A 6,151-nucleotide genomic window follows, 5' to 3' on the forward strand; every position below is an offset into this window, starting at 1 on the left:
TAATCAGAGTTCATGACGGTCTTCACTCCTCCCGCCAACCCGCCGACTATCCAGGAAATCGCAGCACCACGTTTCGGTCGCACACCTGTCAAGGTCGCAAGCCACAAGTATGATTATGTTGTCACCGGCAACACCCTGCTGCCACCAAAGTTGATTGAGTCAACAATAGCCAAGGCAACCAGCCCGCATGCCGCGATCCAGGCGTTGCTGAAAGAATACCATAAGCATGGGTTTATGCTTGTTGCCGTGACCGCCCAGGTGAGCGGGAAGAAGCATGTCGAAATTGCCGTCATTGAAGGTATGGTGACCGAGCAGAAGATCGCCGATCCGCTTCGTCCCTTTTTTCCGAATGCACTGAACCGACCCGATCTGCAGCAGAGCGATTTGATTCGTGATCAGGTCATGGCCAGCACCTTTGCCGCGCGATCGGGCCATAATGTTACGATCAACTTGTCGCCCGCCCCCAATCCCGGTGGTTCGGTCCTGACTGTCAATCAAACTGAAATAGCAAATTACAGCCCGGTTTCGGCGCTGGTCAATTTTGGGAATTATGGGAGTCGATACGCTAGCGGCTATATCGCAGGCGGCCAGGTCACCGCCGATCTCGGTCACGGCGTTGCGATAGACGCAAATTTCACCCAGGGTATTCCTGGTTTGCGAAGGGTCAGCCTCGGTAGCAACTACTACACAAATGGTGTTGGTATATCTGTTGTCAGACCATACGGGATATATGGGTTCAACGCGAACTGGACTCATTTTCGTCTGGGTAAATCTACCTATCCGCTCAACCCAGATGGGAATATTTTTACATATCAGTTCACCGGCTCCCAGCTTCTCTATGCCGGGAAATCAAATAGGGTCACACTGAACGAGTCGTTCAGTCACGTCCGTTACACCGAGACCGTCTTCAACGGGTTTTATACCCTGCTGGACCAGCATTATGACTATCTGACCGGTGGCATCTCTGCATCGCATGCCATGTCTGTGCTCGGCGAGTCGGCATCGCTACAAGGGAGCTTCAATTTCAATCTCGGTATTTCAGCGCCCTACGGCACCTTGTATGACAATATCCGTGGTGCGCCGACCCCGCATTTCCGATACTCGGTCATGTCGCTGGAATACAGCCAGTCGATTCCGCACGGTATGTCTATCGATCTGAGCGGTACCGCTCAATGGTCCCCTAATACCCTGCCTTCTCAGCAGCAGTGGGTGCTGGGTGGATTCGGTAATCTGTCAGCGTGGGAGCCTGGCACAATCGTCGGCGACAGCGGTTATATCGCCAAGTTGCAGCTGAATTCGCCTACGTTTCGGCGCTGGGACAGTGCAGCCAAGCTAGGTGCATATATCGAGACCGGTGGTGCCGCCAATGCAAATCCTGCACACGGCTCTGCCCCTTGGCAAACGCTTTCGGATGTTGGTGTGAGCCTGACTTTGACCTTGCCACATGAGATTTCCATCAAAGCTATGGCTGCCCACCCAATCCATACCAGCGGGTTTACCCCGGCAGGAAAGAACAACCTCAAGCTGAATCGGATCAACGCCTTCTTCGTCATCCAGAAAGGATTTTGATATGTCAAAAACACTCCTGGCCGGTCTGGGTGTCATGATGTTCACCGCGCCAGCATTTGCACAAACAATTGCTAAAGTTGGCGGCGTTCCCATCACGCTTCAGCAGGTTATATCGGCCAATCCGGCAGCGAAAACAAACAAGAAAATCAGGCAGTCAACTCTATTCGGCCTTATAAATCGCCAGGCAGTGATCAACGCCGCAGATCGGGAACATCTCCAGGACAGCGCGGCCTATAAGGATTTGGTTGCTCAGGCAAAGACTCATATCCTCATCAATCTCGCTGCCCAAAACTATGTGAAGGCTCACCCGATCAAGCCAGCGCAGGTCAAGCAGGAGTATGACAAGATTTTCGGTAAGCCGATGCCGATGGAATATCGCCTCCGCGTCATCCAGGTCGCCACATATAAGGATGCGAAATCCGCTCTGGATCAGATCAGGAAAGGTAAGAGCTTTTCCGTTGTTGCTGCCGAGGTTTCCGAGGATAAGGGGAGTGCGCAGGTTGGGGGCGAACTAGGCTGGCAAATCGCCACACATCTCGCTGCACCGGTTCTGAAGACGGTGAAAACAATGAAAGTTGGCCAAGTGGCTGGGCCGGTTGCCTTATCCAAAGGGTTTAGTCTGATCCAGCTTCTCGGTGAAAGGCAGACACCGAAGCCGTCATTCGATGACGTGAAGGCTAAGATAACCAGCGAGATGGAGCAACGCGAGTGGATTCAGCATATCATAAAAATGCGGACTGAGCAGAATGCGCATCTTGTCATCCCTATATCCGGGAATTGAACCGATGAAAGTGGCTCCGTTGCTGCTCGTGACGATACTGGCCCTGGCGGGCTGCGCTGCCAATCCGAATGCCATTCGGGTGCAATATCTAGGCGCAGCTCACCAATACGCTCCGGCCCCTTTCGTTGAAGTGATGGAGTCTGCGCCTGACCAGCCTTATACAAGCATTGCCAGGCTGACGTTTAAGGCAGGCCCAGCGCTGGATTCAGCTCAAGTCATAGAGGCGCTCAAGCAGCGCGCTGCTTCACTAGGGGCTAATGCCCTGATCGTGCAGCGTCGTCAGTCATCAACCGACCAATTGCCTGGGATCACGATCAACCCTGCCGGAGGTCAGTACGCTCTGAGCGCCAATAAAGGGGAAGAGACTTATATCGGGACAGCGATACATGTGCATGATCTCGATAACGATAAAACTGGATTGCCCCAGTAAGGCGTAGGATTTTCTTAGCCAGGCGCTCCTTGTTACCGCCTGGCTAGAAATTTCAAGGCGACACGCCTGCAAATGCGTAGAACCTGCCCGAGACCAGGTGCCTTCATGATCCGGAGATAAAGCGCAAGAATCTTCGGCGACCCGGTGAGCCGAATGATGCGCGAGGTATGGATGCCCGGTCGACCAGCCGAGACGAGGCCGGTCGCGTATCGCAATAGCTGCTGCCGATCTTGCTCCCGCTGTTCTACGAGGGCCTGATGGACGCGTTTCAGATCCTCAAAGCGGGAAGATATCGCCTCAAGTTGTTTGCGGCATTCCTCATGAACTGTGAGAAGGGCGGCATAACGGTCACCCATATCGGAGTCGGTGAGGCATACCGCTCCGATTGCCACTGTATCGGCTGATAAGTCTAGCTTCGGTTCAGTCACGGGCTTGCTCCGAAAATTTCTCGCACCCTATCCTGGAACAAATCCTGGCTACGCTCCTCTTTTATGAAAACGACACACGCCTCGGACAACCTTCGACATAATCCAGCGTCGCGATAGATGACCGCGATACTGTCGCAATACGCGCTCACCAGAGCATCAGGATCAGCCAGATTAGGAACAAGGCAACCGGTCTCACCGTCCCGCACAACCTCGGGAATACCGTCTAGAGAAGGAGCGATTGGAGGAAGTCCTGCCGACATCGCCTCCAGAATCACGTTGGGCATCCCGTCATATAGAGAGGTATAAAGAAATGCGTCGTAGTCTTCTATGGGCAAACCATGAAAGTCAGTGAATCCGCCCCGATAATGGACGCCAGGGTTGCCGGTCAGTTCATCGATCTCGAAACCACCGAGGATAGTTGACCCGAAAACATCGATTATGACGTCGATCCCGCGTGTCGCGCACTGCCGAGCAATCGCAGCGATCAGCTCTGGCCGCTTCTGGCCGTCCAGCCTTGAGGCCCACAACAGACGCAATGGCCCCTGCCTGGCCGACAATGCGGAGCGGGATCTTTTGGGTGAGACTTCACAAGGAGCAGGTAGACAGCGCCATTTATCTGGCCACAATCCGAAGCGGCGCTGATCCTCATCAAGTATCCTCTGATGATCTGAAATCACCCCTGCCAACGCCTGTCCGCAGTCCGAGACGAACTCAAGGCCGAACTGCTCGGTGACGATTCGGTCCTCAAATATCCTACGATCATCGGTAAATCTGTAGAAATACGCCTTGTGGCCCTTCAGGATTGACGCTGCATTTCGAAAAAATCTGAAGGCGAATTCCGATTGCTTGATGTGGAGCCTTGCTTGGGGAGCCACTGCCTGCAGAAGCTTTACCGTAACACTATCGATGCCCTCATCATCAAGACCGGGGTCGAGGTATGCCAAGTCTACGAGATCGGTTCCGTCTGGCAAGCGGTCAAGCCAAGCCCGCTTCGCTGTGGCCTGACCACAAATGACCAGAATGCGACGGCCCAACCCAGTCTCAACAAGAGCACGCATCACCATGATGAGATATTTTTCAGCCCCGCCACTCACGAGGTAAGGCAGAATAAAAACGTCATCGTACTGGTCGTGACGGAGCGCCACGGAAGCTTCGTAGTAGACCATACCAGCACGGAGAGAACCGTGCATATTTGACCAAAATCCTGCCGCAGCAAAGCGGATTGGATCGACGCCTGGGTCAATTCGGTTGGCCGCAATGAACAGCTCCTGGAAGAACGGCAGATCCATTAGACGAGCGCCGCTATCGTGTTCGAGAATGACATGCTGGATCCGATTTCGTTCTTTCCTGCGGCTTATCATATCATAATCGAACTGGCATATCTCGCGATAGCGGGCGGGTTCGAATAACCGACTCGGACGGATCCGGCCAGCCGTGTCACGCTCAGACTGAAGAAGAAGGCTGCCCCGCCGTTTGCGGTAAAACAGCACGGTATCAGGGGCTATGACTAAATCGTAGCCTGCTGCAATAACTTCGCAGTTGAAATGCCAATCTTCATAAGCATACCCGCTGAAAGGGCTTGAATCGTCAAAGTGGATCTCATCGAACAGCCATCGAGGTCCGAATGAACGTGACGTGAACGGGTGATACCCTAGCATTGCCAGTGGGGTGACACAGGATAGCGGATCGTATCGGGCAATCGTGTATTGAAAACCAAACTCGGCGTAGTAGTTCGGAAACACCAGCCCTGGATGATCCATTAAGCGAGCCTGTTCCAGGCACGTATGCAGAAGATTGAACGATACGAGATCGTCAGCGTCGTGAAGGGCGACATACTCGCCTTTCGCCAGGGCGATCCCATCATTGCGGGACGGGCCGAGTGAGCGATTATTTACGACTTCGAGATGAACCCGATCATAGGGATACATGATGGAATCCCGGCTGACACATGCTTCAGCCAGGCGTAAGGTTTCCTCAGGAGGTGAATCAAGAACCAGAATCAGTTCCAGAGACGCCCCTGATGCCCGGCAGTAGCTGGCTGTCTCCGCTAGTGAAAGCAGAGTTCGTTGCAAATAGACGGTCTCATTGTGGACGTTGAGGATGACGGAGATGTCAGGCGGCATTGTCTTGTGTCATCCAGTTTCAGGTTAAACGGCAACGCGTGAGAGGTCGGCGATTGCGCTACGGAAAGCTTCGCAAAACCGCAACGGTGAACGCTCTTCAATTAACTTGGCCATCGTGTCATTGCGTGACGGCGCAACTTCGTATTCCTGGATTATAGCGTCGGCAATCTGCGTATCGGTACTCTCCGGTGGAATGAGTCTAACTGCGCCACGATAATCACCAAATGCCCCGATATCGAATGCGACAACAGGCGTTCGGGTGAACATCAGTTGTGCCATGACCCCAGAGCTTTCACCCAAATTCCGGCGACGGAGCTGAACCGCGACGTGGCAGGAGGACATTAACTCCACTAGCTCGTCATTATCCTCCGGCTCACTGGCCAAGACGCCCTGCTCTGGCCCAAATCCGAGGGATCGCAAATACGCTGGAGCGCCATACCCAACAAGGAGGAGTTCCGCGTCCGGACGCCTTGAGCGCAGTTTCAAGAATGCCGACAGCACCGTTTCGGTGCATTTTTCCCTGTCCGGTATTCCGAATGAGCCGATTCGCAGCGGTCCAGATTTGCTGAAGTTCCGACTGTTGTGCTGACCTGGTTGTTGGAAAATCGGATGAAAAACTGTGCGGATCGACGCGCTACTTAGTTCGCGTGACAAAAGCCGACGGGCAGCCTCAGAATTGACGATGACCCGGTGTTGGGCGAAATCCCCCAGCAGAACCCTGGCACCAAGGGCACCAATATCAAGTGCCTCACTAACACCAATTACGCCAGAAGGTAGCGCTAATTCCGGGTAAGTGTCGCGGAGTATCAACCCGATGTCA

Annotated in this window: 5 protein-coding genes; 3 read left to right on the forward strand and 2 right to left on the reverse strand. The window is 53.7% G+C overall.

Annotation, left to right across the window (positions count from 1 at the left end; genetic code table 11):
• Positions 1–12: 12 nt before the first annotated feature.
• Genes APM_RS15120 through APM_RS21685 form a run of 3 tightly spaced genes read left to right on the forward strand, consistent with a single transcriptional unit; the run spans position 13 to position 2,780 of the window.
• Positions 13–1,569: a ShlB/FhaC/HecB family hemolysin secretion/activation protein gene (locus tag APM_RS15120; protein WP_007424248.1), complete on the forward strand. Its 1,557-nt coding sequence runs from the start codon at positions 13–15 to the stop codon at positions 1,567–1,569.
• A gap of 1 nt (position 1,570) precedes the next feature.
• Positions 1,571–2,350, forward strand: a complete 780-nt coding sequence (locus tag APM_RS15125) for a peptidylprolyl isomerase (protein ID WP_007424249.1) — start codon at positions 1,571–1,573, stop codon at positions 2,348–2,350.
• Between the two features lie 4 nt (positions 2,351–2,354).
• A complete protein-coding gene (locus APM_RS21685; RefSeq protein ID WP_138919224.1) occupies positions 2,355–2,780 on the forward strand; it encodes a hypothetical protein in 426 nt (141 codons plus the stop codon).
• Between the two features lie 424 nt (positions 2,781–3,204).
• On the opposite strand, the gene APM_RS20605 is transcribed toward APM_RS21685, so the two are convergent.
• Positions 3,205–5,331, reverse strand: a complete 2,127-nt coding sequence (locus APM_RS20605; protein ID WP_007424250.1) for a glycosyltransferase — start codon at positions 5,329–5,331, stop codon at positions 3,205–3,207.
• A 24-nt stretch (positions 5,332–5,355) separates the two neighbouring features.
• A partial coding sequence (locus APM_RS20610; protein WP_138919225.1) for a glycosyltransferase occupies positions 5,356–6,151 on the reverse strand: 796 nt, incomplete at its 5' end.

The sequence above is a fragment of the Acidiphilium sp. PM genome, from assembly GCF_000219295.1.
GTDB lineage: Bacteria > Pseudomonadota > Alphaproteobacteria > Acetobacterales > Acetobacteraceae > Acidiphilium > Acidiphilium multivorum.